25 protein-coding genes and 2 tRNA genes are annotated in these 23,780 nt (G+C 64.9%); 12 read left to right on the top strand and 15 right to left on the bottom strand.

Annotated elements, in window-relative coordinates; genetic code table 11:
- Positions 1-16: 16 nt before the first annotated feature.
- From CAL18_RS08345 to CAL18_RS08330, 4 genes are all read right to left on the bottom strand, one after another.
- Positions 17-337 (bottom strand): DMT family transporter, encoded by a 321-nt coding sequence (locus CAL18_RS08345; RefSeq protein WP_026638072.1) that lies wholly within the window; start codon positions 335-337, stop codon positions 17-19.
- A 9-nt stretch (positions 338-346) separates the two neighbouring features.
- Positions 347-931: a DsbA family oxidoreductase gene (locus tag CAL18_RS08340; protein WP_094817671.1), complete on the bottom strand. Its 585-nt coding sequence runs from the start codon at positions 929-931 to the stop codon at positions 347-349.
- Positions 932-1,156: 225 nt separating this feature from the next.
- Positions 1,157-2,026: an N-formylglutamate amidohydrolase gene (locus CAL18_RS08335; RefSeq protein WP_094817670.1), complete on the bottom strand. Its 870-nt coding sequence runs from the start codon at positions 2,024-2,026 to the stop codon at positions 1,157-1,159.
- A 59-nt stretch (positions 2,027-2,085) separates the two neighbouring features.
- Positions 2,086-3,072, bottom strand: coding sequence for a Bug family tripartite tricarboxylate transporter substrate binding protein (locus tag CAL18_RS08330; RefSeq protein ID WP_094796675.1), 987 nt, complete (start codon positions 3,070-3,072; stop codon positions 2,086-2,088).
- Between the two features lie 155 nt (positions 3,073-3,227).
- Between CAL18_RS08330 and gcvA the strand changes: the two genes are divergently transcribed.
- The 3 genes from gcvA to CAL18_RS08315 are packed head-to-tail and all read left to right on the top strand — an operon-like array spanning position 3,228 to position 6,173.
- Positions 3,228-4,163 (top strand): transcriptional regulator GcvA, encoded by a 936-nt coding sequence (gene gcvA, locus CAL18_RS08325; protein ID WP_026638068.1) that lies wholly within the window; start codon positions 3,228-3,230, stop codon positions 4,161-4,163.
- 10 nt (positions 4,164-4,173) lie between these two features.
- Positions 4,174-5,304 (top strand): tRNA 2-thiouridine(34) synthase MnmA, encoded by a 1,131-nt coding sequence (gene mnmA, locus CAL18_RS08320; RefSeq protein ID WP_038851881.1) that lies wholly within the window; start codon positions 4,174-4,176, stop codon positions 5,302-5,304.
- A 50-nt stretch (positions 5,305-5,354) separates the two neighbouring features.
- The gene (locus tag CAL18_RS08315; protein ID WP_026638066.1) at positions 5,355-6,173 is read left to right on the top strand and encodes a sulfite exporter TauE/SafE family protein; all 819 of its coding nucleotides are present in this window, start codon (positions 5,355-5,357) and stop codon (positions 6,171-6,173) included.
- 112 nt (positions 6,174-6,285) lie between these two features.
- Here CAL18_RS08315 and CAL18_RS08310 read toward each other — a convergent pair whose 3' ends face one another.
- Positions 6,286-6,894: a glutathione S-transferase gene (locus tag CAL18_RS08310; RefSeq protein ID WP_026638065.1), complete on the bottom strand. Its 609-nt coding sequence runs from the start codon at positions 6,892-6,894 to the stop codon at positions 6,286-6,288.
- Between the two features lie 163 nt (positions 6,895-7,057).
- On the opposite strand from CAL18_RS08310, the gene purB reads away from it, so the two are divergent.
- Together purB and CAL18_RS08300 are read left to right on the top strand one after the other, a co-directional pair.
- Positions 7,058-8,434 (top strand): adenylosuccinate lyase, encoded by a 1,377-nt coding sequence (purB, locus tag CAL18_RS08305; protein ID WP_026638064.1) that lies wholly within the window; start codon positions 7,058-7,060, stop codon positions 8,432-8,434.
- A gap of 52 nt (positions 8,435-8,486) precedes the next feature.
- Positions 8,487-8,945: a c-type cytochrome gene (locus CAL18_RS08300; RefSeq protein WP_026638063.1), complete on the top strand. Its 459-nt coding sequence runs from the start codon at positions 8,487-8,489 to the stop codon at positions 8,943-8,945.
- Between the two features lie 81 nt (positions 8,946-9,026).
- On the opposite strand, the gene CAL18_RS08295 is transcribed toward CAL18_RS08300, so the two are convergent.
- The 3 genes from CAL18_RS08295 to CAL18_RS08285 form a co-directional block, all read right to left on the bottom strand.
- Positions 9,027-9,716, bottom strand: coding sequence for a cytochrome b/b6 domain-containing protein (locus CAL18_RS08295; protein ID WP_094817669.1), 690 nt, complete (start codon positions 9,714-9,716; stop codon positions 9,027-9,029).
- 62 nt (positions 9,717-9,778) lie between these two features.
- Positions 9,779-10,075, bottom strand: coding sequence for a hypothetical protein (locus tag CAL18_RS08290; protein WP_094817668.1), 297 nt, complete (start codon positions 10,073-10,075; stop codon positions 9,779-9,781).
- Between the two features lie 371 nt (positions 10,076-10,446).
- Entirely contained in the window at positions 10,447-10,818 is a 372-nt protein-coding gene (locus tag CAL18_RS08285; RefSeq protein ID WP_094817718.1) for a hypothetical protein, read from the bottom strand.
- 180 nt (positions 10,819-10,998) lie between these two features.
- On the opposite strand from CAL18_RS08285, the gene CAL18_RS08280 reads away from it, so the two are divergent.
- From CAL18_RS08280 to CAL18_RS08270, 3 genes are all read left to right on the top strand, one after another.
- The gene (locus CAL18_RS08280; protein WP_141217753.1) at positions 10,999-11,712 is read left to right on the top strand and encodes a DUF3053 family protein; all 714 of its coding nucleotides are present in this window, start codon (positions 10,999-11,001) and stop codon (positions 11,710-11,712) included.
- A 59-nt stretch (positions 11,713-11,771) separates the two neighbouring features.
- Positions 11,772-12,860: an AI-2E family transporter gene (locus CAL18_RS08275; protein ID WP_094817666.1), complete on the top strand. Its 1,089-nt coding sequence runs from the start codon at positions 11,772-11,774 to the stop codon at positions 12,858-12,860.
- Positions 12,861-12,977: 117 nt separating this feature from the next.
- Complete coding sequence (locus CAL18_RS08270; protein ID WP_026638057.1) at positions 12,978-13,337, top strand: hypothetical protein; 360 nt, start codon at positions 12,978-12,980, stop codon at positions 13,335-13,337.
- A gap of 152 nt (positions 13,338-13,489) precedes the next feature.
- On the opposite strand, the gene CAL18_RS08265 is transcribed toward CAL18_RS08270, so the two are convergent.
- The 3 genes from CAL18_RS08265 to egtD all read right to left on the bottom strand — a co-directional run bounded on the left by CAL18_RS08265 (position 13,490) and on the right by egtD (position 15,985).
- A tRNA-Met gene (locus tag CAL18_RS08265) sits at positions 13,490-13,566 on the bottom strand.
- 104 nt (positions 13,567-13,670) lie between these two features.
- On the bottom strand, positions 13,671-14,987 hold the full coding sequence (gene egtB, locus CAL18_RS08260; RefSeq protein ID WP_094817665.1) for an ergothioneine biosynthesis protein EgtB: 1,317 nt from the start codon (positions 14,985-14,987) through the stop codon (positions 13,671-13,673).
- 20 nt (positions 14,988-15,007) lie between these two features.
- Positions 15,008-15,985, bottom strand: coding sequence for an L-histidine N(alpha)-methyltransferase (egtD, locus tag CAL18_RS08255; protein ID WP_094817664.1), 978 nt, complete (start codon positions 15,983-15,985; stop codon positions 15,008-15,010).
- Between the two features lie 244 nt (positions 15,986-16,229).
- Here egtD and CAL18_RS08250 point away from each other — a divergent pair, with 244 nt between their 5' ends.
- Together CAL18_RS08250 and cls are read left to right on the top strand one after the other, a co-directional pair.
- Positions 16,230-16,814 (top strand): hypothetical protein, encoded by a 585-nt coding sequence (locus CAL18_RS08250; protein ID WP_051423590.1) that lies wholly within the window; start codon positions 16,230-16,232, stop codon positions 16,812-16,814.
- 15 nt (positions 16,815-16,829) lie between these two features.
- Positions 16,830-18,209, top strand: coding sequence for a cardiolipin synthase (cls, locus tag CAL18_RS08245; protein ID WP_026638054.1), 1,380 nt, complete (start codon positions 16,830-16,832; stop codon positions 18,207-18,209).
- Between the two features lie 33 nt (positions 18,210-18,242).
- Here cls and CAL18_RS08240 read toward each other — a convergent pair whose 3' ends face one another.
- The 3 genes from CAL18_RS08240 to CAL18_RS08230 are packed head-to-tail and all read right to left on the bottom strand — an operon-like array spanning position 18,243 to position 22,195.
- The gene (locus CAL18_RS08240; protein ID WP_026638053.1) at positions 18,243-19,904 is read right to left on the bottom strand and encodes an FMN-binding glutamate synthase family protein; all 1,662 of its coding nucleotides are present in this window, start codon (positions 19,902-19,904) and stop codon (positions 18,243-18,245) included.
- Between the two features lie 51 nt (positions 19,905-19,955).
- The gene (locus CAL18_RS08235) at positions 19,956-21,242 is read right to left on the bottom strand and encodes an arsenic transporter (protein ID WP_026638052.1); all 1,287 of its coding nucleotides are present in this window, start codon (positions 21,240-21,242) and stop codon (positions 19,956-19,958) included.
- A gap of 11 nt (positions 21,243-21,253) precedes the next feature.
- Positions 21,254-22,195: an AEC family transporter gene (locus tag CAL18_RS08230; protein WP_094817663.1), complete on the bottom strand. Its 942-nt coding sequence runs from the start codon at positions 22,193-22,195 to the stop codon at positions 21,254-21,256.
- Positions 22,196-22,321: 126 nt separating this feature from the next.
- On the opposite strand from CAL18_RS08230, the gene CAL18_RS08225 reads away from it, so the two are divergent.
- Positions 22,322-22,762, top strand: a complete 441-nt coding sequence (locus tag CAL18_RS08225; protein WP_026638050.1) for a GNAT family N-acetyltransferase — start codon at positions 22,322-22,324, stop codon at positions 22,760-22,762.
- Positions 22,763-22,880: 118 nt separating this feature from the next.
- Here the strand turns inward: CAL18_RS08225 and CAL18_RS08220 are convergent.
- A tRNA-Leu gene (locus CAL18_RS08220) sits at positions 22,881-22,965 on the bottom strand.
- 111 nt (positions 22,966-23,076) lie between these two features.
- Here CAL18_RS08220 and CAL18_RS08215 point away from each other — a divergent pair.
- Positions 23,077-23,694, top strand: coding sequence for a tRNA-uridine aminocarboxypropyltransferase (locus tag CAL18_RS08215; protein ID WP_038851878.1), 618 nt, complete (start codon positions 23,077-23,079; stop codon positions 23,692-23,694).
- Positions 23,695-23,780 lie beyond the last annotated feature (86 nt).

The raw sequence follows: 23,780 nt of genomic DNA, 5'->3' as shown, positions 1-23,780 counted from the left end.
TTCCCATCCTTTTCTGTTAAGCCGCGCCGCTTAGCCGCAGGCCCACCACGCCGCCTATCACAAGTAGTATGCCGAGCAGTTTCTTGCCGGTTATCGGTTGGCCGAAGAACAGTGCGCCGAGTATCACAATGCCCACGCCGGCTACTGACGTCCAGATTGCGTAGCCCACGCCCACATCGAAGGTGAGCAGGGCAAGGCTCAGGAAAAACGTCGCGATGGCGCCGCTGGCAAGCGTGGCGACCGTCCAGCCGAGACGGGTGAATCCCATGGCCTTGCCTGCGCTGACGGCGACGGCGATCTCGAACACTACGGCGACGCTCAGATAGATCCAGTTCATGTTGTTTCCTTAAATAGAGACCAGGGCGCTGGCCAACGCAGCCGGGGCCGGTATGCCGCGGAAGGTCTGGTTGCCCACGATGATGGTTGGTACGGAGGTGATGCCCAGGACATCGCGCGCGTGATGCTGCGCCGCGCGGTGTGCGCCGCTGTATCGGCCGGAATCAAGCGCTTGGCCGGCTTCTTCTGAGTCCAGCCCCGATTGCCCGGCCAGCCGTACCAGAACTTCGGCGTTGCCGATGTCCTGACTGTCCTGGAAAAATGCGCGCAGAACCTGCATGGTGTACGAATGGCCCCGGCCACGCTCTTGAGCCAGCCACAGCAGCTCGCTGGCCAATCGGGTGCGGGGTTGAGGAGAAATCGCAGGCAGGCGGATGGGCACGCCGAGCCGTTCAGCCAGCGGATAGACGGACTGCCGCCAGACTTCAGGCAGGTACGCGTCCTGCGGCTTGAGCGTCGGCACCGGGTAGGGCCTCAGTTCAAAGGCCCGCCAATCGATGCGGAACTCGTTGCCGGCCAGGCTTTCCGACAGGACCTTTTCTGCCAGCAGGCAGTACGGGCATACAAAGTCGGAGTAGACGGTGATGGTATGCATGGGCTCTCCATATAAATGCATGTGCATGCATATTATTGGCGCCGCGCAGGCATGTCAACATAAATGTATGTGCATGCATTTATTTGGGCGGCCGTGCGAAAGATAAGCCGCATTTGTCGCGGCTTGGGAGAATGTCGGGGAAGGGGTGCGGCGGCCCACGAGGGGCCGCGACCAAGGGTCAGACGCCCGGCCGCAGGGGCCAGGCGGCCGATCCGGCGGCTTGGTTCAGCCCAGCTGTGTACGGGTCCAGTCGAGCAGCGCGGCCGTCAGGTCGCGCAGATCGCTCTTCAGCTTGGCATAGTTGGCGGTGGGGCGCAGGCTGGTTTCATCCATGTAGAGTTTGCGGTTGATCTCTACCTGCAGGCTGTGACGGCCTTGCGAAGGTTGGCCGAAGGCACGCACCAGCTCAACGCCCTTGTAAGGGTCGTTGACAGTAACGTCGTAGCCGCGCTCGCCCAGCCAGGCCGCGACGAACTCACGGAACGCCGGATCGCTGGTCGAGCCGTCACGGTCGCCCAGCACGAAATCGGGATGCACCAGGCCAGGCTTGTCGGTGGCGTACGCGCCGGCGACGCTGGGCATGGAGTGGCAGTTGATGTGCCAGACCTTGCCGTGGCGCGCATGTGCGGCGTCGATCAGCTGGCCCAGGCGCGCGTGGTATGGCTTCCAGCAGGCATCGATGCGATGCCGCACTTCGTCCACGCTGAGTTTGCGGTCGTACAGCGGCGTGCCGTCGTCCAGCATGCGCCATATCAGGCCTTTGCCCAGCTTTACCTTGGGCGATTCCGGCAGCGGCTCGGGCCAGGGCTGATCGAGCAGTTGCGGATCGATTTCTTCGACCGAACGGTTGGCGTCGATATAGGCGCGTGGAAACGAGGCCGCGATCAGCGGCACGCCCATCGATACCGCATCGCCCCACAGGTCATCGACCCAGGTGTCTTCCGCCGTGCGCAGCGCGCCCAGGGGCGCCGATGATGCGAAATCCGGGGGGTAGGCGGTGCCGCTGTGCGGCGAGTCCAGCACCAGGGCGGCCGAGGCTTCGGGATAGTCGGCGGGCAGCGCCAGGCGATAGGACAGGGGTTCGGTGATGAGCATGGGGATGGCAAGGCAAAAGCGGAAAAGCCTCCGCCCGGGGAGGGCGGAGGCCCGATCGATCAGTCGATCTTGACGTTGGCTTCTTTGGCGATACGCTTGTTCTTGGCGATTTCGGCCGAGATCTGCTGGGCGTATGCGTCGGGCGTGTTGGCCACGGGCGCGGCGCCCAGGTTTTCCAGGCGTTGGATCACGGCAGGGTCAGCGCTGGCCTTCACGACGGCGGCGTACAGCTTGTCGACGATGGGCTTGGGCAGATTGCCCGGCGCCACGAGCCCGAACCAGGACGAATCGTTTACGGGTTCCAGCCCGGCTTCGGCGAAAGTAGGCACGTCGGGCAGCGCGGCGACGCGCTTGGGCGAGGCCACCGCCAGCGCCACGAGCTTGCCGGCCTGTATGTGCGGCAGCGACGAAGGCAGGTTGTCATACAGCACGTCCACCTGGCCGGCCAGCGTGTCGTTCAGCGCGGGGCCGACGCCACGATAGGGCACGTGCATCAGGTCGGTGCCGGACGCCATCTTGAAGAGTTCGCCCATCATGTGGGACACCGAGCCGTTGCCGGCCGAGGCGTAAGCAAGCTTGCCCGGCTCTTTCTTGACCAGCGCAATGAACTCGGCCATGTTCTTGGCCGGCACCTTGGGGTTGACGACCATGACGTTGGGCACGGCTGCCAGGTTCGAGATCGGGGTGAAGTCTTTCTCGGCGTCGAAGGGCAGGTTGTGGTAGATGGCCGGGTTGATGCCATGGGTGCTCACCGTGGCGATGCCCAGCGTGTAGCCATCGGGTTCGCTGCTGGCCAGCTGGGCGCTGCCGATGGAGCCGCCGGCGCCAGCCTTGTTTTCCACCACCACGGGTTGGCCCAGCACCTTGCCGAGCTGGTCGGCGAACAAGCGGCCGACGATATCGGTGGTGCCGCCGGGCGGGAAGGGCACGACCAGGCGTATCGGTTTGTTGGGATACGCGTCCTGGGCGTGGGCGATGCCTGCGCCCAGCGGCGAGGCCAGCACGGCGGCCAGAGACAGGCCTAGAATGACATTGCGACGTTGCATGGATTCCCCTGAAAGAAATAGTCGGTGCGTTGCGATTCGCAAACTCCACGATTCTGGGCGGCGCGCGCCCATTTGCGCAAACGAAAGATTCTCCGTAAGCTATTCCTTTTGGTCATGCTTGTTGTTGTAATTCGTTACGAATTGCCTCGCGCCCGATGCGCCGATTCTGTCCTTCCCTTACCGACCTCCAGGCCTTTGAAGTCGCTGCCAGACATAGCAGCTTCACGCGGGCGGCTCAGGAACTCTGCGTAACGCAGGGGGCCGTCAGCAAACAAGTGAAACACCTGGAACAGTTTCTTGGGGTGGAACTATTCCTGCGTATCCGGCAGGGCCTGGTCCTGACGGAAGCAGGGCAAAGCTATCTGAAGAAAATCCAGGCGGGCCTGGGGCAGATCGAGGCTGCCACGGTCGAGCTTATCGCTCACCAGGGCAAGGGCGGCACGCTGTACCTGACCTGCATGCCCACGTTCGGCGCGCGGTGGCTTATTCCCCGTCTGGCGGCGTTCATGAGGGTGCGGCCGGATATCCATGTGGAGTTCCTGCCTCATCGCCTGGGCTACGACTTTTCCAACCATGAGCTGGACGCCGCTGTACGATTTGGCGACGGCATCTGGCCCGGCAGCGGGGCCGATTACATCGTGGGGCGGGATGTCGTGCCCGTATGCAGCCCGCGCCTGATTTCGGACGGCTGTGAGCAGGCCGACGAACTGTTGCGCTATCCGCTACTGCACCATACGTCCGCACTGGAAGGCTGGCGCGATTGGTTCGAGCAGGCCGGTTGCGACACGCGGCGCGCGCTCGAGGGCGCACGTTTCGATCAGTACTCCCTGTTGTCGCAGGCCGCCGCCGCCGGCTTTGGCATCGCGCTGATTCCGCGCTGCCTCATCGAAGACGAGCTTCGCGACGGCAAGCTGGCGGTGGCGTTGCGGTTGCCGATACGCGCACGCCAGGGCTATTACCTGTGCTACCCCGAGCAGAAGGCCAGCCTGCCCATCCTGCAGGCATTTCGCGCCTGGCTGATGGAGGTGTCCGCGGCGGCCGAGCCGCGTCCGGCAGAGGCCTCCGCATCGGTCCGGGCCGCCTCGCTCTAAAATGGCCGCCATGTCACCTGCAACACTCCCCCCGATTTCCGGCAAAGGCCGCCGCGTAGTCGTCGGCATGTCCGGCGGCGTCGATTCGTCTGTTTCCGCCTGGCTGCTCAAGCAGCAGGGGTACGAAGTCATCGGCCTGTTCATGAAGAACTGGGAAGACGATGACGATTCGGAATATTGCTCGACCCGCCAGGACTTGCTGGACGCGGCCAGCGTAGCCGACCTGGTGGGTGTGGAATTCGAGTACGTCAATTTTGCCGCCGAATACAAAGACCGCGTCTTCGCCGAGTTTCTGCGCGAGTATTCGGCCGGCCGCACGCCCAATCCCGATGTGCTGTGCAACGCCGAGATCAAGTTCAAGGCGTTTCTCGACCATGCGATGACGCTTGGCGCCGACCATATTGCCACGGGCCATTACGCTCGGGTGCGCGCCATTGCCGGGCCGCATGGCCGCGAATACCAGTTGCTGAAAGCGCTGGATGCCACCAAAGACCAGAGCTACTTCCTGCACAGGCTGAACCAGGCGCAGCTGTCGCGCACCTTGTTCCCGCTGGGGGAAATCAACAAGACCGAGGTGCGCCGGATCGCCCATGAGATCGGGTTGCACAATGCCGCCAAGAAAGATTCGACTGGCATCTGCTTTATCGGCGAGCGGCCGTTTCGCGAGTTCCTGAACCGCTACCTGCCGACCGAGCCCGGCGATATCCTGACGCCGGAAGGCCAGCGCGTGGGGCGCCATCACGGCTTGTCTTTCTATACGCTGGGCCAGCGCAAGGGGTTGGGGGTGGGCGGCGTCAAGGGCAGCCAGCGCGAAGACGGCACGGCCGACGCCTGGTACGTGGCCCGCAAGGACCTCGAACGCAATATTCTGTATGTCGTGCAGGGTCACGACCATCCATGGCTGCTTTCGAGCAGCCTGAAGGCGCAGGACGCCAGCTGGGTGGCGGGCCGTCCGCCGCAACCGGGCGACTACGGCGCCAAGACGCGTTACCGCCAGGCCGACGCGGCCTGCGCCATCGATGCCGTCACGCAAACCGATTTCGGGCTGTCATTCAGCCAGCCCCAGTGGGCGGTAACCCCCGGCCAGTCGGCCGTACTGTATGACGGCGATATTTGCCTGGGCGGCGGCATCATCGCCTGATGCCGCCCGGGCCGCGCGCACGTTTTTTCTATCAAGCCAAGGAGTAGTACGTGGATGTAGCAATGCTGGTTTGCCTGTTGGCGCTGGGAGCCGTGGTGGGGTTCGCGGCCGGCCTGCTGGGCATCGGTGGGGGGATGCTGCTGGTTCCCTTCCTGACAATGCTGTTTACCTGGCAGGGGATGTCGCCGGATCTTATCGTGCACGCCGCCATCGCCACGTCCATGACCTCCATTCTGTTTACTTCGGTATCCAGTGTGCGCGCGCACCAGCGCAAGGGCACCATTCAATGGAAGATCGTGTTCGCCATGGCGCCGGGCATCATCGTGGGCGGCTTGCTGTCGGGCGGCGCCGCGTTTGCGGCGTTGAGTACCGCCTGGCTGTCCCTGTTCTTTGCGCTGTTCGTGGGTTATTCGGCCTGGAGCATGTTGCGCAACAAAAAGCCCAAGCCGTCCCGCCAGATGCCGGGTATCGCGGGCACCACGGCGGCCGGCGCCGGTATCGGGTTCCTGTCGGGGCTGGTGGGCGCCGGGGGCGGGTTCCTGTCGGTTCCGTTCATGGTCTGGTGCAATGTCGCGCTGCACTCCGCCGTTTCCACGTCGGCCGCGCTGGGGTTTCCCATTGCCCTGGCCAATAGTGTCGGCTACGTCGTGTCGGGGCTGAACGAGCAGATCAGCCGGCCAGGCATGCTGGGCTACATCTATTGGCCGGCCTTGCTGGCCCTGGTGGCCACCAGCGTGCTTACCGCGCCGGCTGGCGCCCGCATGGCGCATCGCCTGCCCGTGGCCACGCTCAAGCGGGTATTTGCCTGCCTGTTGTTTGCGCTGGCCGCATACATGCTGGTCAAGGCCTGGCAGGCGTTCGCGATGTAAGCGCACAACTGGGGTTGCGCCCGCTCGCGGGCGTGGCCCCATGCCCGGACGCACATGATCAGACTCCGGCGCGGCCCGCCGCGCGGCGGCCTGGCGGCGCCGGAAACCGCGCTTACCGCGGGGGCGCGCTGTCGATGAACGAGACGCGCGCCGACAGTTTTTCGTACAGGCGCGCCAGATGGGAATGGTCCGCGCGCCAGTCCAGCGACGCAAAACGGAAATCAAGGTATCCCAGGGCGCATCCCACGGCGATGTCGGCCAGGGTGTAGTTCACGCCCATGCAATGCGGCTGGTCGCCCAGGCTGGTGTTCATCGCGTCCAGAGACGCGTGAATCTTCCGATACTGGCGCTCGATCCAGTCCGGGCTGCGCTGCGTCTCGGGGCGTTGGTTTTCTTTTACGATCGTGACACAGGCGTCAAGCACGCCATCGGCAATGGCCTCCCAGCACTTGACTGCGGCGCGCTCGCGCCCCGATTGCGGAATCAGCCGGGCAACCGGCGACAGGGTATCCACGTACTCGACGATGACGCGCGAATCGAACAGAGCGCCGCCGTCTTCCATGACCAGGCAGGGCACTTTGCCCAGCGGGTTGTAGGTATGGATCTGGGTGTCGGGAGACCAGACGTTTTCGAGTTCGAGCTGGAAGTCCAGCTTCTTCTCGGCCATGACGACCCGCACTTTGCGGACATAGGGACTGGTAAGCGAGCCGATCAGTTTCATGGAGGCCACAAGCGAAGTCGGAAAGCGGCCGCAGTATAGCAGGAGCGGTATCCGCTAATGTGCGAAGTTCTCTTTATGCCACGGATTGTTGCCAAGTTGTTACACAGCCTGGGTGATAAAATCGCCAGCCCGCCCGTTCATTCGTCTTTTCCCCCACTTCGCCATGCAAATCGCCGATCAGATCAGTTATCTCAATGCGCTGTCCCCGTTGGACGGCCGCTACGCCGCCCGGGGCGATGCGCTGCGGGGGCTTTTGTCCGAGGCGGGCTTCATGGCCCATCGGGTCGAAGTCGAAGTGGCGTGGCTGGTGGCGTTGTCCGACGCCGGCCTGCCCGAACTGCCTCCATTCACGCAGGCCGCGCGCAGCCGGCTGGCCCAATTGGTGCGCGACTTCTCCGAATCCGATGCCGCCCGCATCAAGGAAATCGAACGCACCACCAATCACGACGTCAAGGCGGTGGAATACTGGCTGAAAGAGCAGGTTGAAGGCGACCCCGAACTGGCCCGCGCCGCCGAATTCATCCACTTTGCCTGCACGTCGGAAGACATCAACAATACGTCGCATGCACTGATGCTGACCCGTGCGCGCTCCCAGGTGCTGGTTCCGCGCCTGCGCCAGATAGCCGACACCCTGCAGGCAATGGCCGGGCAGCATGCCGACCAGCCGATGCTGTCGCGTACGCACGGCCAGCCGGCCAGCCCCACCACGCTGGGCAAGGAGTTCGCCAATGTGGCGGCCCGGCTGCAGCGCGCCATTGCCGCCATCGAGGCGGTCGAGCCTCTGGCAAAACTCAACGGCGCCACGGGCAACTACAACGCGCACCTGTCGGCCTATCCCGAGATCGATTGGCCCGCCTTCAGCGCGCGCGTGCTGGCCGGCCTGGGGCTGACGCAAAATCGCCACACCATCCAGATCGAACCGCACGACTGGATGGCGGCGCTGTTTGACGCCGTGGCGCGTGCCAACGTCATCGTGCTGGATCTCGATCGCGATATCTGGGGGTATGTGGCGCTGGGGTACTTCAAGCAGCGCCTGAAAGAAGGCGAGGTGGGGTCTTCCACCATGCCGCACAAGGTCAACCCTATCGATTTCGAGAATTCCGAAGGCAACCTGGGACTGGCCAATGCTGTGCTGCGCCATTTGTCCGAGAAGCTGCCGGTGTCGCGCTGGCAGCGCGACCTTACCGACTCCACCGTGCTGCGCAACCTGGGGGTGGGGTTCGGGTACAGCCTGGTGGCGTGGGACTCGTGCCTGCGCGGCCTGGGCAAGCTGGAAGTGAATGCCGCCGCCATCGATGCGGATATCGACGCATGCTGGGAGGTGCTGGCCGAGCCGGTGCAGACCGTGATGCGTCGCTACGGGTTGCCTCAGCCTTACGAACAGCTCAAGGCCCTTACCCGGGGCAAGGGCATCACCGAAGAAGCCTTGCGCGAATTCATCCAGGGCCTGGAGTTGCCCGACGAACCCAAGGCGCGCCTGCTGGCCATGACGCCCCGCACGTACGTGGGGCTGGCGGCGCAACTTGCGCGGGCGATATAGTCCGTACACTGCCGGTCGTCCGGCTTTGTCTGTCCTTCACGGGAGATTATTCATGAAGCAGTTCCCCATGTTGGCTCTTGCCGCCTGTATCAGTGTCACGTCGCTGTGGCCCGCTGCGGCGCATGCGCAGTTCGCCAAGCCGGCCGACGCCATCAAGTACCGGCAGTCGGCCCTCGCGCTGATGGGCTCGCATTTTGGCCGCATGCAACCGGTCATCAAGGGCCAGGCGCCGTACGATGCCGAGCAGATCAAGGCGAATGTGCAAATCCTGAATACGCTGGCCGCCTTGCCCTGGGCTGCGTTCGGGCCGGGCACCGAAGGCGGCGATGCGCGTCCGGAAGTCTGGAGCGATGCGGCCGGTTTCGAGCAGAAGCGCGAACGGTTCGCCCAGAGCATGACCAAGCTTACCGCGGCGGCTGATTCGGGCGACCTGGACAAACTGCGCGCGGCTTTTGGCGATGTGGGAGCAAGCTGCAAGGCCTGCCACGACTCGTACCGGAAGAAGAAATAACGGCTGTCCGTGGCCGAAAAGCAAACCCCCCGGCGCCCTTGCGGGTGCCGGGGGGTTTGTCTTGTATGGTTGGGTGGCCAGCTAAAACGAGAAGCTGGCGACCACTTCCAGCGACCGTATCCAGAATACGAGCGCGGCGGCAAGGCCGGCGACCAGCAGGGCGCGCAGCCATATGTGCAGCCCGTCATCGGCGGGCGGGGTGCCGGGCGGCACATCCTGCGGGCGAGCGTCTCCGGTGATCATGGTGCGCACCAGGCGTTTGCGGCGCACTACCGCATACCAGGCCACGGCCAGCAAGTGCAGGCAGACCAGGCCTATGATGACCCACTCGTTGGTGCCGTGCCACGACGTAAACCATGCCGACAAGGGCTCCTCGACGCGCGCGTAGAGCGGGCCTTGCGTCATGATGTCGTCGGTGGCGAACAGGCCGCTGACTGCCTGGAAACCCACAACGGCCAGCAGGGCGAGCACAGACCAGGCGCCCAGGGGGTTGTGTCCGGCCGGGGCCATCGCCCCTTGCAGATAGCGTTTGACCGCTGCGGGGCCTCGCACGAAGGTGGCGAACCGGGCATAGCGCGGCCCTACCAACCCCCACATCAACCGGAATGCCACCAGCCCCAGCGTGGCCAGGCCGAACCATACATGCCATTCCATGTACAAGCCGCCGAGCTTGACGCTGATGTATGCGCCGACGATGCAGGCGGCCAGGGCCCAGTGGAACAGGCGGGTGGGAAGATCCCAGATGCGTACGGACGAACGTGTGTGCTGCATGGGCAAGACAAAAGAAGGCGACGACGCCGACTTTAGCATGCGTGCCGGCGATGCCGGCCGGGTCAGGCAGTGCGGGATTCCGGGCGGCGCACCGGCTCGATGCGGTGCACGTGTTCGTGGCGAAAGCGGATACGCATGGCGGGGCCGACGGACTGCCCGCACGGCCGCACCAGGTCAGTGGTGTAGGTCACCGTGCCATTGATCGGCGCGTTGTAGATCACGGTGGCGCGGATTTCGGGCCCGTTGGCAGGTTTGAGGTGCACCACGTCGCCCACGTGAATAGGCGTGTGGTCGAGCTTGCAGTGGCGGTCGCGAGGCAGGAGCTGGGCGACGTTCAGGGCGTGGATGGATCGGTTCATATTGTTTCCTTTCGAGTTGTCGTTATGGAAATGCAGCAACGTGCGTGCGCATGCAGGGGCGACGTGGCCTGTGTGCACTAGCTGGTGCGATCGGGCATACGCAAGCGCAATGCGCTTCGAGGCGGCCCGGGGCGGTTGCCGATGTCGGCGGGAAGTTGCCGCCCGCGTACCGGGCGGCAGCCATGGCAGGCATTGCGGCGCAATGACCAGCCGGATGGCTGCGACGGGATGACTTTATTGAATAGCCGGACGAATCGCGTTGACGGCCGGCAATCTTTTCGAATACCCGTGTATTGAGCGCGCCCTGGCTGGGGCGTCGCAAACCATTAATAGTAGGACTAAATTATTGTTTTGTCAATACTTTTTTGGGTTCAGTGCCCTTGTTGCCTGAGGGCGGCGTCCTGGTGGGCAAGACGCTGCGCTTCGATGATCTGGTCTTCCAGTTCGGGTGACATTTCGAGTGCCACCTGCGCGCCACCGCCAGGCGAATGCTCAAGCTTCAAAGTGATGCGCTGGCCGGCAAAGGCCGCCGGGGCAGCCTGGATGTCGATATAGCGTTGCAGCAGGGCGTCGACCGCCTGCTGGGCGCGTGCCAGGGCGGCGTCGTCGATCGGGGGCGACGCCAGTTCCTGGTTGACCGTGCGCGCCAGGTCTGAAGTGAAGAACAGGAATGCCGTGGCGCCGCGGCAGTCAGGGTGGCTGTAGCCCCAGGGTTGCGGGGTGGCGTCGGGTCTGGTGGTCATGCCGAGCATTGTAGGGCAAGAGGCCGGCCAGCTGCGGGCGGCCAGCTGCGGGCGGCCCGTTGCGGTCGCGCGGCTGTCACATATCGATTCCCAGGCAACAATACCTGTATACCCGCCCTGCAGGGGCGCAGTTCAGGTAATGTTCGAACCGGCGGCAAGACAGCCGGGCCGGGAGGACTCTTGAGTATTGAGCGTATGGTGGTGAACGGATGGTTTCGCCTAGCCTGGCTGGCGGTGGTCGGGCTGGCGCTTGCGGCATGCATGAATAACGAACCTGAAGAGCGCGCGGCATTTATCGCTTGGTTGCAGCCACAGGCTATGCCCGAGCACACCGGCCCGTTGCGCGTGCCGGATGATGCGCAGCGCGATGCCTTCGGCACATACGCCCGACATTACGAGGTGCTGGCAGATTACGACCAGGTCGCCCGGCGGGCAGTCGACGTCTTGAAGGCCGCGCTCGAGCACGACGAACTTCATACCCTGGCGCAGTTGCTCGAGCGCGGGCCGGCGCTGGCCACCGACCGGCAGGCGCTGGCGCGCGCGCGTGACGACCTGCAGCAGGCGCTGGGCCACGCGAACGCCGAGGTCGCCGAACTGCGGCAGCCAGACGAAGTGCAACGCGTCTATGCGCCGGTATACCAGCGCATCGTCATCGACCAAGGGGCCCGACTGGACGTTTGGCTCGCGACCGCGGCAGCGGCAACGGACGATGCGTTGCGTGTCGTGGAATACGTGGACCGGCACGGCGATCAGATCGCGGTAACCGCAGACGCCGCGGCGGTGCGCGACCCATCCGTACTGCACGAACTCAATCGGCTGCTCGATATTCTGAACGGACACGCGACCACCATCGGTCAGGCCCGGGCCGGTCTTTGGGCCCTTGCCCCCGACTGATCTGCGGCGGGCTTTGTACAATGCGCATCACACTGCAACCGCCGGGACAGGACTGAAACATGAGCGGATCTAGCCTGCATTACCGTTTTTTCTTGCTGTTGCTGACCGTAGTCACAATCGCCTTCCTGGCAGTGTTGTGGCCGTTCTACGGCGCCGTGTTCTGGGGCGCCATCCTGGCCATCATTTTTGCTCCGGCGCATCGGCAAATCGCGGCCAAGCTGGGGGCGCGCCGCAACCTGGCCGCGCTCATCTCGTTGACCCTAGTCTTGTTGGTGGTGATAGTGCCCGTAGCCTTCATCGCCGGGTCGCTCGTGCAAGAGGGCGCCAACCTGTACCAGCGCGTCAAGTCCGGCAGCGTGAACTTCGGCGCGTATTTTCAGCAGGTTCTGGGCGCGCTGCCGGTGTCGGTGCAGGAACTGCTCGACCGTTTCGGCCTGGGCGACCTGACCAGCATGCAAGACAAGCTGACCGCCGGCGTCATGCAGGGTAGCCAGTTTCTTGCCACACAGGCCTTCAACATCGGGCAGGATACCTTCCAGTTCGTGATCAGCTTCGGCGTCATGCTGTACCTGCTGTTCTTTCTGCTGCGCGACGGATCATTGCTGTCGGCGCGGCTGCGCGGCGCGCTGCCGCTGAGCAAGGCGCGCAAGACGCATCTGCTGCGCAAGTTCACCACGGTCATACGCGCCACCGTCAAGGGCAATATCGTGGTGGCCGCAGTGCAGGGCGCCCTGGGCGGCACAATTTTCTTTCTGCTGGGGGTACAGGGCCCGGTGCTGTGGGGCGTGGTCATGGCGTTCCTGTCGCTGTTGCCCGCCATCGGCGCCGGCCTGATCTGGGTGCCGGTAGCCATTTACTTCCTGGGCACCGGCGCTGTCTGGCAAGGGGTGGTGCTTATCCTGTTCGGAGTGCTGGTGATCGGCATGGTCGACAACGTGCTGCGGCCCCTGCTGGTGGGCAAGGACACCAAGCTGCCCGACTATGTCGTGCTGATATCCACCTTGGGAGGCATGGCCCTGTTCGGCCTGAATGGCTTCGTCATCGGGCCCCTGGTGGCGGCGCTGTTTGTGGCCTGCTGGGATCTGTTCAGCACCGACCTCGACAAGGCCCGGGCGCGGGACGACCTGCCCGCATCCGATGGGATGTAGGCAAGTGTGGCAGTTGTAACCGCGCAGTAATCGTTCTCAACGATTGCAAAGGAAACACGTGCGGGTACGTGTCTTGCTCTACCCTGGAAGGGCATCACTTCACAGGGAGATCAAGCCATGGACACGCTTTCTGCTTTCGCTTCCAAGGTGAGTTATTCCATCCGGCCACGGGTGCATGAGGTCGACTTCGGCGAATATCGCGGATGCGTCGATATCATCGGGCGCGAAGGTGCGCATACGTTCAGCTTTGCGCGCTTCTGCGACATGGTGCGATCGGGGCGCGAGCGCGCCGAGCTTGATGCGCTGCGCCTGGCCAGGCATCTGCAGGCCACCGAGTGCAAAGACGGCAAAAGCTGGATATTGCCGGGGCAGGTCAGCGCACGGTGCGAACCGGCTCTGGTGGAAGACGTGCCCAGCAGCCTGCTGCGGCCCGCCAAGCCGGGCAAGCCCGGGCGGCATTTGCGCGTGGCCGCGTAGCCTGGTCCACACGCTCGACGCAGAATGGCCCGCCCACGCGCGGGCCATTTGGCTGTTGGCGGCACGGCGATGTGGATGCGGGCAGGAATTGGGCTACGTTGAGCCGGGCGCGCGAATAAAAACGGCCCGCATTGCTGCGGGCCGTGTAATTCTGGTGGCGCATCCCTGATTCGAACAGGGGACCTGCGGATTATGATTCCGTCGCTCTAACCGGCTGAGCTAATGCGCCTAAGCAAGGGGGGCATGATATGCCTGCGCCTGCTTCCTGCCTGGCAGCGCGTGCCCGGGCAAGAACAAAATTCTAGCACGATCGTTTTGCTTCTTGCAAACAGCCTAGGCGTCACGCGCCAGGCGGATCCCGGAGAACTGCCATCGCGCTTCCGGCGGGAAGAAATTGCGGTAAGTGGCGCGAATATGGCCGGGCGGCGTGACGCACGAGCCGCCGCGCAGCACAAACTGGTTGCACATGAATTTGCCGTTGTATTTGCCCACCGCGCCCGCCGCGGGCGCGTAGCCCGGATACGCGTCGTAGGCGCTGCAGGTCCATTCCCAGGTGTCGCCATAGAGCTGGGCCGGTGCCGTGGGCACGCGGCCCCCGGCGGGCGCGGGCTGGGGGTGCAGTCGTTGCGCGTCGAGCAGGTTGGCGGGGCCGGGCTCGGCGAGCGTGCGGGCCGCGTGTTCCCATTCGGCTTCACGAGGCAGCCGCGCCTGTTTCCAGCGCGCGTAGGCATCCGCTTCGTAGTAGCTGATATGCGTCACTGGCGCGGCCGGATCAAGCGGCTGCATGCCTTGCAGGGTGAGCGCGTGCCAGCCGCCCTGGTGATGTTCCCAGTACAGCGGCGCCTGCCATTGTTCGCCGCATACGCGTTCCCACCCCAGCGACAGCCACAGTTCGGGGCGGCGATAGCCGCCGTCGTTCATGAACTCCAGGTATTCAGCTTGGGTGACCAGGCGGTCGGCCAGCAGGAACGGCTGCAGCAGTACATCATGGGGCGGGCCTTCGTTGTCGAAGGCGAAACCGGCCTGTTCGTGGCCGATGCGCACGATGCCGCCCTTGTAGCGCACCCAGCCCGCGGGCAAGCTGGGCGTTGTGCCGGATGGCTGCGACGCCTGCGCATAGGCCGGTCGCAGCGGGTTCAAGGACAGGGCGTGCTTGATGTCGGTGAGAATGAGTTCCTGGTGCTGCTGTTCGTGATTCAGGCCCAGTTCGGCCAGCGCGGCGCAAGCGGGGTCGGCCGTGTCGCCAAGCAGTTTCGCCATGGCCAGGTCTACATGTTCACGATATCGCAGAACGTCATCCAGGGACGGCCGCGACAGCATGCCGCGCTGCGGACGCGGATGCTTTTCGCCCACGGCGTTGTAGTACGAGTTGAACAGCACCCGGTATTGCGGGTGGAACGGTTCGTAGCCGGGCTGGAATCGCGTCAGCAGGAAAGTCTCGAAGAACCAGGTTGTGTGGGCCAGGTGCCATTTCACCGGGCTGCAGTCGGGCATGGACTGGATCTGGCAATCTTCGGCGCTCAGGGGTTGCGCGAGCATGCGCGTCAATCCGCGCACATCGGCATAGCGTTGCGCAAGTTCACGCACGGGCGGCGTTGCGGCAAGAGAATCTGGCCCGGCGGGCTGTGCTGGCAAGACGGGAGCGTCCATGGCGTCTCGGGTATTGCGGATCAAGCGCGGGCGCTGAACACGGAAAACCAGCCGCGCTCGTCCGACCAATGTTGTATGTCGCGAAAGCCCGCCTGGGCGAGCAGGTCGCGGAATTTCTCGGGCGTGTACTTATACGAGTTCTCGGTATGAATGCGCTGGCCGGCGGCAAAGCGCCGCTGTCCTGCGGGCCAGCGTACGAGCACATCGCGTTGCGCCTGCAGGAACATCTGGATGCGCGAGTTGGCTTCATCGTAGTGCGCCACGTGGGACCAGTCATCCACCTGGAAGTCGCTGCCCAGCAACTGGTTTACGTGTCGCAGCAGGTTGAGATTGAATGCGGCGGTCAGGCGCAATGCGTCGTCATAGGCCGGCTCGAGTATGCTGCGCGGCTTGACCCGGTCGACGCCCACCAGCAGGCCCCCGCCGGGGCAGGCGGCGCGGATGCGCGCGAGCATCCGCGCTGCCCGGCCGGGGTCGAGGTTTCCGATGCTCGAGCCGGGGTAGAAAAACAGCCGGTTCCGTTCGGGAATGGCGTGCGGCAGGTCGAGCGTGTCGTGGACATCCTGGCAGACTGCCATGATCTCGATATCCGGATGCGAGTGTTGCAGGCGCTGTACCGCCGTTTGCAGGTAGCCGGCCGAGATATCAATAGGCACGTAGCGGCGCGGTTGCAGGCTGGCGAACAGGCGTTCGGCCTTGACACAGTCGCCGGCGCCCACGTCTATCAAGGCCTCGACTTTCCCCGCATGCGCGGCGATATCGGCCGCATGCTCCTGCAGTATCTCTGCTTCGCAGCGGGTGGGGTAGTACTCGGGCAGTAGCGTGATGGCTGTGAACAGACTGGAGCCCAGGCGGTCGTACAGGTACTTGGGGTCAATATGCGGCGATGGGGCCAGCAACCCGGCCTGTAGTTCCTGGCTGGCCTGCGCCGGCGCGCCGGGCGAGTCTTCTGCCAGGGCGTGCGACGCGGGGGCGAACATGCTGCGGGGTGGGACCATTCGACGGTTTCCAGGCAGTTGTGCGTAGGCTATTGTCGCGGCGCACCCCGTTGCGCTGTCAAGCATACGACGCCGATTGCAATGCTTTTTAACTAAACGATAGCCAATCGGCCGAGTTCCCGAACAAGTGTATCTGGGGTGGCTTCGGCGAAATACTGCATTACCGCTGGTTGCCAAAGCAGGGGGATTCGCCGTCGGACTACGAGCAGAATAGGGGCACGGTCTATCTGCCAAGGGTCTGCGTATGTCGTCGATAATCGTTGCCCGTTTCGATAGTGTTCCATCGGCCAAGAGCGCCGCCCATGCCCTGTTTACCGATGGGTTCCGCGAAGACGCGGTGAGCCTGTTCCGCGGCGGCCGGCGCACTGGGCAAGTGCAATCGTGGGCGGATGACCCCGAGGCGCAGGCCGGCCAGGTCCGCTACAGCCTGGCTTGGCGCGCAGCGGCCCTGGCAGCCGTGGGCGCATTGCTGGCCACCGTCGCGGCAATTTTTCTGTCCAGCGGCGATATTGCCGTGGTGGTCGGGGGCGCGCTCGGCGCCTGCGCCGGGGCGGCGGTAGGCGCGTGGTGGGCAGGGCGCAGCCTGATGATGCAACGCGACCAGCGTCTGCGCACCGTGCCCGCAGCCGACCAGGCAGTATTGCTGGCCGTACAGGTGGAGCCGGACGAAGAAGAAGCGGTGATGGCGCTGCTGCGCGACGCGGGCGGGTTCCAGGTAGACCGGGAGCACGGTCGGTGGCGCGGCGGACGCTGGACGGATGTCGAGGCGCAAAGGCGCCCGGCCGCCCGCCGCGCGCCGGTGTCGCACCGCACCCAGTGGCAACCCTGAGCCGCGACATTCCCCATGAACGCCGGCTACTCGAGAGTTGCGGCAAGGTTGATGTGCCTGCTCGCGGCGGGCGCCTTGGCGGCGTGTGCGAGCGTGCCAGACTCCGAGCAGCGGCAGGCCCGCAAGGTGCAGGCGGGCCTGTCGGCCGATTCGGGCTGGGCCAGCTACGAACGCGGAAAGGCCATCGCGGCGCGTGCGCCGGATGCGCGCAACAGGGATTTCCTGGCACGGCACCAGGCAGTTGAAGAAGCAATCAGCGGAGCTCCGCTAGTTGCCGGCAACGACGTGCATCTGCTGGCCGATGGGCCCGCCACCTACCGCGCGATGCTCGAATCCATTGCGCACGCGCGGCGCTACGTGCACATGGAAACCTACATCTTCGACGACGACGATGAAGGGCGGCGCTTTGCCGACGCGCTGATCGCCGCCCGTCAGCGCGGCGCCGCCGTGGCGGTGATGATCGACGCGGTGGGCACGCTGGGTACGGCCGATACCCTGTTCGACCGCATGCGCGAGGCGGGTGTGCAGGTTGTCGTGTTCAACCCGGTCAATCCGGTGCGAGCGCGTGCGGGATGGTCGCCCAATCAGCGCAATCACCGCAAGATCCTGGTGGTGGACGGTCAGGTGGGTTATCTGGGCGGCCTGAATGTCAGCAGCGTATATTCGTCGGGGTCGAATCCCGGCAAGGATGGCCGCGAGTCGCAGCCGTGGCGCGATACGCATATCCGCATTGAGGGGCCCGCGGTGGCCGAACTGGAACGCGTGTTGCTCGCGGGCTGGGAATCGCAGAAGGGGCCGCCGCTTGAGCACACCGATTTTTTTCCCCAGGTGCCCAGGCAGGGCGACCTCGCGGTGCGCATCCTGGCCAATCAGCCCGATCGCAGCGACGGCTATACGGTGTACCTGACGCTGATGTCGGCCTTCGAAAGCGCGCAGACGTCCATACACATCACCATGGCGTACTTCGTGCCGGACCCGGCGTTCATCGAAGTGCTCATGAATGCCGCGCGCCGGGGCGTGGACGTCGTGCTGGTGCTGCCCGGGTTCAGCGATTCGTCGCTGGTGTTCCATGCCGGTCGATCGCACTATGAAGACCTGCTCGAGGCCGGCGTGAAAATCTACGAACGTCGCGATGCGCTGCTGCATGCCAAGACGGCCGTCGTGGACGGGGTGTGGTCCACGGTGGGGTCAAGCAATATGGACTGGCGCAGTTTTGCGCTGAACTACGAAGTCAATGCCGTGATTCTGGGGCCGCGTTTTGGCGCCGAAATGGAAGCCCTGTTCGAACGGGATGTGGCCGCCGCGCAGCAGGTCACCCTGCAGGAATGGCGTGCGCGTGGCGCCGATGATCGGTTCATGGAGTTTTTTTCGCGCCTGTTCGAACGCTGGCTATAGGCGGCCGGCCGGGCCCCGGGCGGCCGCGCTGACTCAGTGCGCGTGCATGGTTTGTTCGCGATGCAGCGCGGCCAGGGCGACGGTAACGTCATGCGCCGGCTGGAATGAATCGGGGCGAGCCATCGACCAGCCCACCTTGAACACGTTGTGCCGGAATTCGCCGCGCAGCAGTTCGCCCGGCTCAAGCTCCGGATACAGCGCGGACAGCAGCCGCACTTCGCTGGTGGATACGCGACGGGCAATGTGGTGCGGGCGCAGTTGGCTGGGATGCGTCAGGCCGGCAGCCTGCAGCAGCTCGGCCAACGCCTGCAGCGTATTGCCATGGAAATTCGCCGCGCGCTGGGCCTTGTCCGGCACCACCAGGGCCCGCTGGCGCCCCGGATCCTGGGTGGTGACTCCGGTAGGGCATTTATCGGTATGGCAAGCCTGGGCCTGGATGCAGCCGATGGCGAACATGAAGCCGCGGGCCGAGTTGCACCAGTCGGCGCCCATGGCCATGGCGCGAGCCATGTCAAAGGCGGTGATGATCTTGCCCGAGGCCCCCAGCCGGATGCGATCGCGAAGGTTGATGCCGATAAGAGTGTTGTGCACCAGGCGCAGGCCTTCGCGCAATGGGGTGCCGACGTGGTCGACGAACTCGACCGGCGCCGCGCCGGTGCCGCCTTCGGCGCCGTCGACAACGATGAAGTCGGGCGTGATGCCGGTTTCCAGCATGGCCTTGGCGATGGCAAACCATTCCCATGGATGGCCCACGCACAGTTTGAATCCCACAGGCTTGCCCTCGGACAGCTGGCGCAGGCGCTGCACGAAGTGCAGCAGGCCAATGGGAGAATCAAACGCGCTGTGGCTGGACGGCGAGTTGCAGTCTTGTCCGGGCGCGACACCCCGCGCTTCGGCGATTTCGGCAGTGACCTTGGCGCCCGGCAGGATGCCGCCGTGGCCCGGCTTGGCCCCTTGCGACAGTTTTATCTCGATCATTTTTACCTGGGGCGTACAGGCGTTGCGCACAAAGGCCTGTTCGGAGAAGGCGCCGTTTTCGTCGCGGCATCCGAAGTACCCCGAGCCGATGTTCCACACCAGCGCGCCGCCGGCCTTGCGGTGATACCGGCTGATACCGCCTTCGCCGGTGTCGTGCGCGAAGTCGCCCAGGCGTGCGCCTTCGTTCAACGCCATGACGGCGTTGGCCGAAAGCGCGCCGAAGCTCATCGCAGAAATGTTGAACGCCGACATCGAGTACGGCTGGGTGCATTCCGGCCCGCCCACCATGACGCGGAAATCCGCATCCGCAATGCGCGCCGGCACCAGCGAATGGTTGACCCATTCGTAGCGCTCGCCATACACATCTTCGCGGGTGCCGAATGGACGCTTGTCGATTTCCTGCTTGGCGCGCTGGTAAACGATAGAGCGCTGTGCGCGCGAGAACGGCGTGGCCTGCGTATCGTCTTCCAGAAAATACTGGCGGATCTCTGGCCGGATGAACTCGAAAAAGAAGCGCAGATTGCCCAGGATGGGGTAGTTGCGCCGAATCGCGTGCCGCGGCTGGATCAGGTCATAGACGCCCAGCAGGGTCAACAGCGTCAGCGGAACCACAGCCCAGAGCCAGTGGGGCGAAATCGCGAATGCGAGACTCGCCGACAGCGCTGTGCCCAGTATCACGAGGACGAAGGTGGTATAGCGGCCAAACATCCAGCTCATGTGTGTCTCCTGTGGAGGATGACGGCAACCTTACCACCAGATGCGGCGAGATCAGTAGTATGTCAGCCGCACTGCCAGTGCAGCCAGCGTCACCAGCAGCACCGGCAGCGTGAGCACGATGCCCGTCTTGAAGTAATAGCCCCAGGTGATCCGCAAGCCCTTGCGGGCCAGCACATGCAGCCAAAGCAGCGTGGCCAGGCTGCCTATGGGGGTGATCTTGGGGCCCAGGTCGGTGCCGATGACGTTGGCGTAGATCATGGCGTCGCGCACCGCGCCGGTGGCGCCGGTGTCGGCAATGGCCAGCGCGCCCACCAGCACTGCGGGCAGGTTGTTCATCACCGAGGCGAGAAAGGCCGTCACCACGCCCGTGCCCAGCGCCGCGCCCCATATGCCCATTTCGGCAAAGGCATCGAGCAGTTCCGCCAGGTGCGCGGTAAGGCCGGCATTGCGCAGGCCATACACCACCAGGTACATGCCCAGCGAAAAGACCACAATGTGCCAGGGCGCCTGGCGCATGACGCGACGTGTGCCGACGATGTGCTGGCGTCCGGCCACCAGCAGCAGGATGAGCGCGCCGGCGGCGGCGATGGCGCTGACAGGGACGCCAAGGGGCTCCAGCACGAAGAAGCCGCCAAGCAGCAGCACCAGCACTGCCACCCCGGCGCGGAACGTGACGGGGTCGCGCACTGCCGAGCGGGGAGCGGGCAGCTGCGACACATCGTAGCGGGCCGGAATGTGGCGGCGGAAGTATAGAAACAGTACCGCCAGGGTGGCGGCTACGGCCGCAAAGTTGACGGGCACCATTACAGACGCATAGCGGCCGAAACCGATCCCGAAGAAATCCGCCGAGACAATATTGACCAGGTTGGACACCACCAGCGGCGTGCTGGCCGTGTCGGCGATGAATCCCGCGGCCATGACGAAAGCCAGCGTCGCGCCGGGCCCGAACCCCAGCGCCAGCAGCATTTCCATGACGATGGGAGTCATGATCAGCGCCGCACCATCGTTGGCAAACAGCGCCGACACCGCCGCGCCCAGCAGCACGACCAGCGCGAACAGCCAATGCCCACGGCCCCGGCCCCAGCGGGCCACGTGCAGCGCCGCCCATTCGAAGAAACCCGCCGCATCCAGGATGATGCTGGTGATGATGATGGCAATGAAGGTGGCCGTTGCGTTCCATACGATCTGCCAGACCGCCGCGACGTCGGCCAGGTGCACCACGCCGGTGGCCAGCGCCAGCGCGGCGCCGGCGCTGGCGCTCCAGCCGATGCCCAGGCCGCGCGGCTGCCAGATGACGAAGGTAAGCGTAGCGATGAAGATGAAAGCGGGCAGCAGCATGGGAACGACGGTCACGAGAGTTCGCGGGTGCTGATCCAGGCAACCAGCAGGCTGACGGTCACCACTGACAGCAAGGTGGAAACCAGGATGGCCCGGGATGCGGCGCGGGCGTCCCGGCCGTACATCTGGGCCAGCATGAAAGGCCCGGTGCCGATGGGAAGGGCGGCCATCAGCACGGCGCACCACGCCCATAGCGCAGGCTGGGGGAATATGACAAACGCAAACAGTGCCGTGGCAGCCGGCTGCAGCAACAGCTTGCCCGCGACCAGTCGCGCAACGGTGGCATTGTGGCCGCCGGGCCGCGCCTGCGCCAGGAACAAACCTATCGTGACCAGTGCGCAGGGGCTGGCAGAAGCGCCCAGCAATTCCACGTAACGATCCAGCCCCACGGGCAGCGAAACACCGGACCCGGCGCAGGCCAGCCCGAGCAGCGGCGCGATCAGCAGCGGGTTGCGCGCCAGGGCGCGCATGACTTTCGCGAGCGTGATGCCCAAGTGGCGGCCACGATGCTGATCGAACTCGATCAGGGCGATTGCCACGCCGAACAGGCCACAGGCCGTCAACAGGGTGGTGATGACAGCCGGAGCCAGGCTGGCGGGCCCGAGCAGCGCCAGGCACAGCGGAATGCCCATATAGCCCGCGTTGGTGTACGAAGCCGCCAGCCCTTCGATGGCGAGGTCGGTCAGGCCCTGGCGGCGTCGCCCGGGATGCAGGCATGCCGCGGCAAACGTGATCGCAATGCCGCCCGCGAACGACGCCACGAACCCCCACGGCACCTGGCCGGTGTCGGCGTTGGCCATTGCCCGAAACAGCAGGGCCGGCAGAGACAGATAAACAACGTAGCGGTTCAGGGCGTCGGTTGCCGCGGCGCCCAGCACCCCCAGGCGGGCGGCCAGCCAGCCAGTCAGGATCAGGGCAAATACCGGCAGGGCGGCGGTGACGACGGCGTCCATGAAATGGCGGGGGCGAAAAGAGCGCACATTCTACTGTGCCGGCGGGTTTGCGCCAGCCGCGTTGCCTGCGAAAATCTACGCCTGTGCGTGGGCGCGAACGCCCTCATCGACTTCTGGAGATCTGCCATGCCGACTTCGCCCGCCATCCGCATCGTTCTGGGAACCTGGGACCGCCTGCGCGATGACGCCTATGTGGTACGACACGAAGTTTTCGTGGTGGAGCAGGGCGTTGCGCCCGACATCGAACTCGATGACAACGACGCCGTTTCCGTGCATGCGGTGGCCTACGATGAGCGGGGCACGCCGGTCGCAACCGGCAGGCTCTTGCCCGACGGCCACATCGGCCGCATGGCGGTGCGCAAGGCGTTGCGCGGCGCCGGAGTCGGCGGGCAGGTGCTGGATGCGTTGATTTCGCAAGGGCGGGGCGATGGGCATCGGATGCTGGTGCTGCACGCCCAGACCCACGCCCGCCACTTTTACGAAGCCCACGGCTTTGTCGCGCAGGGAGACGAATTCATGGAAGCCGGTATCAGCCACGTTGCCATGAGCCGAAATTTGGCCGGCTAGGCGAGCGGGCCGCCCGGCAGCACCGGCGCAGACCTGCGCCGGGCAATAAAAAAACCCGAGCGTCCGGCAGGACGATCGGGTTTCTGGCGCATCGCGCAGGTAAACGCGATGTAGTAATTGGTGCCCAGGAGAGGACTCGAACCTCCACACCTTGCGGCACATGGACCTGAACCATGCGCGTCTACCAATTCCGCCACCTGGGCGCTGTTATTCGGGCGCGGTGTTGTTTAATCGCGTTTGAATATCAGAGGACGCGCATTATGCACACTTTTCAGACGGCGCGCAACTTGGGCGCCGGAAGGCGGCCCGTTTGCATGCGCTGCCAGCGGCCGCAGGCGCATTGCCTGTGTCCGCTGATTCCGGACCTGGACAGCCGCACGCGCGTGGTGGTGCTGCAACATCCGGATGAGGCGCGTCATGCGCTCAATACCGCGCGCCTGGCTGTGCTGGGCCTGCGCAATGCCGGCCTGCACGCAGGAACGGAATTCGACCCCGGCCTGTGGCGGATTCCCGGGTATGAACCCTGCCTGCTTTTTCCCGGCGAGACTGCGCAGGCGCTGACGCCCGGCGCGACGCCACCGGACGCGGCGCCACGCGTGCTGGTGGTGCCCGACGGTACTTGGCGCCACGCGCGCCAATTGCTTGCCAGGCACGCCAGCCTGGCCGAGTTGCCGCGCGTCACGTTGCCGCCGGGGCTGACCTCGCGCTACCGGGTGCGTCATGCGGGGGAGCCGGGCGCGCTGTCGACCATCGAGGCGATTGCCGCCGCGCTGCAGGCGCTGGAGTCGCCGCGCTCATACGACGCGCTGCTCAAGCCGTTCGAGGCGCTGGTGGCGGGCCAGATTTCCGCCATGGGGCGTGCGCGCTACGAGCGCGACCATGTGCGGCGCGCCGGCCCGCGCGCGCTGCGCGGACGGCAAGATACGGACTGAGCAGCGGGGCGCAGCAGGCGCAGTGGACAAAAAACAACCCCCGGGAGCCTGAGGCTGCCGGGGGCTGGGTTGGCATTCGGTTGTGC

The sequence above is a fragment of the Bordetella genomosp. 7 genome (genome assembly GCF_002261415.1).
Taxonomy (GTDB): domain Bacteria; phylum Pseudomonadota; class Gammaproteobacteria; order Burkholderiales; family Burkholderiaceae_B; genus Bordetella_A.
Note: the sequence above shows the minus strand (reverse complement) of the source record. Positions and strands in the feature narration are given on the sequence as shown.

Bases quoted from the DNA above. Each gene is read 5' to 3' on its own strand.
- CAL18_RS08345 (WP_026638072.1), bottom strand. From the start codon at position 337: ATGAACTGGATCTATCTGAGCGTCGCCGTAGTGTTCGAGATCGCCGTC.
- CAL18_RS08340 (WP_094817671.1), bottom strand. From the start codon at position 931: ATGCATACCATCACCGTCTACTCCGACTTTGTATGCCCGTACTGCCTG.
- CAL18_RS08335 (WP_094817670.1), bottom strand. From the start codon at position 2,026: ATGCTCATCACCGAACCCCTGTCCTATCGCCTGGCGCTGCCCGCCGAC.
- CAL18_RS08330 (WP_094796675.1), bottom strand. From the start codon at position 3,072: ATGCAACGTCGCAATGTCATTCTAGGCCTGTCTCTGGCCGCCGTGCTG.
- gcvA (WP_026638068.1), top strand. From the start codon at position 3,228: ATGCGCCGATTCTGTCCTTCCCTTACCGACCTCCAGGCCTTTGAAGTC.
- mnmA (WP_038851881.1), top strand. From the start codon at position 4,174: ATGTCACCTGCAACACTCCCCCCGATTTCCGGCAAAGGCCGCCGCGTA.
- CAL18_RS08310 (WP_026638065.1), bottom strand. From the start codon at position 6,894: ATGAAACTGATCGGCTCGCTTACCAGTCCCTATGTCCGCAAAGTGCGG.
- purB (WP_026638064.1), top strand. From the start codon at position 7,058: ATGCAAATCGCCGATCAGATCAGTTATCTCAATGCGCTGTCCCCGTTG.
- CAL18_RS08300 (WP_026638063.1), top strand. From the start codon at position 8,487: ATGAAGCAGTTCCCCATGTTGGCTCTTGCCGCCTGTATCAGTGTCACG.
- CAL18_RS08295 (WP_094817669.1), bottom strand. From the start codon at position 9,716: ATGCAGCACACACGTTCGTCCGTACGCATCTGGGATCTTCCCACCCGC.
- CAL18_RS08290 (WP_094817668.1), bottom strand. From the start codon at position 10,075: ATGAACCGATCCATCCACGCCCTGAACGTCGCCCAGCTCCTGCCTCGC.
- CAL18_RS08285 (WP_094817718.1), bottom strand. From the start codon at position 10,818: ATGACCACCAGACCCGACGCCACCCCGCAACCCTGGGGCTACAGCCAC.
- CAL18_RS08275 (WP_094817666.1), top strand. From the start codon at position 11,772: ATGAGCGGATCTAGCCTGCATTACCGTTTTTTCTTGCTGTTGCTGACC.
- CAL18_RS08270 (WP_026638057.1), top strand. From the start codon at position 12,978: ATGGACACGCTTTCTGCTTTCGCTTCCAAGGTGAGTTATTCCATCCGG.
- egtB (WP_094817665.1), bottom strand. From the start codon at position 14,987: ATGGACGCTCCCGTCTTGCCAGCACAGCCCGCCGGGCCAGATTCTCTT.
- egtD (WP_094817664.1), bottom strand. From the start codon at position 15,985: ATGGTCCCACCCCGCAGCATGTTCGCCCCCGCGTCGCACGCCCTGGCA.
- CAL18_RS08250 (WP_051423590.1), top strand. From the start codon at position 16,230: ATGTCGTCGATAATCGTTGCCCGTTTCGATAGTGTTCCATCGGCCAAG.
- cls (WP_026638054.1), top strand. From the start codon at position 16,830: ATGAACGCCGGCTACTCGAGAGTTGCGGCAAGGTTGATGTGCCTGCTC.
- CAL18_RS08240 (WP_026638053.1), bottom strand. From the start codon at position 19,904: ATGAGCTGGATGTTTGGCCGCTATACCACCTTCGTCCTCGTGATACTG.
- CAL18_RS08235 (WP_026638052.1), bottom strand. From the start codon at position 21,242: ATGCTGCTGCCCGCTTTCATCTTCATCGCTACGCTTACCTTCGTCATC.
- CAL18_RS08230 (WP_094817663.1), bottom strand. From the start codon at position 22,195: ATGGACGCCGTCGTCACCGCCGCCCTGCCGGTATTTGCCCTGATCCTG.
- CAL18_RS08225 (WP_026638050.1), top strand. From the start codon at position 22,322: ATGCCGACTTCGCCCGCCATCCGCATCGTTCTGGGAACCTGGGACCGC.
- CAL18_RS08215 (WP_038851878.1), top strand. From the start codon at position 23,077: ATGCGCTGCCAGCGGCCGCAGGCGCATTGCCTGTGTCCGCTGATTCCG.